Genomic DNA, 255 nt, shown 5'->3' with positions numbered 1-255 from the left:
ACTTAAACCAACTGGATAAGGAATTGGAGAAACGTGGACATAAATTCGTCCGTTTTGCGGACGATTTTAGCATTTACGTTAAAAGTGAACGAGCAGGTCACCGGGTAATTAAAAGTATCACAAAATATCTCGAGCAAGAGCTAAAATTAACTGTTAACCGAACTAAGAGTAAGGTGGGGTCTCCTACTAAGTTAAAATTCCTAGGTTTCTGCATACACAGCACCTCCAAAGGTGTAGGATGTAGACCACATCAGT

At 40.0% G+C, this 255-nt stretch carries 1 protein-coding gene; it reads left to right on the top strand.

The window, feature by feature from the left end; genetic code table 11:
- On the top strand, positions 1–255 hold a 255-nt coding region (locus M3226_RS31965; protein ID WP_251573461.1), incomplete at both ends, for a reverse transcriptase domain-containing protein.

The organism is Neobacillus cucumis (genome assembly GCF_023715505.1).
This window is presented reverse-complemented; position numbering and strand designations above follow the sequence as displayed.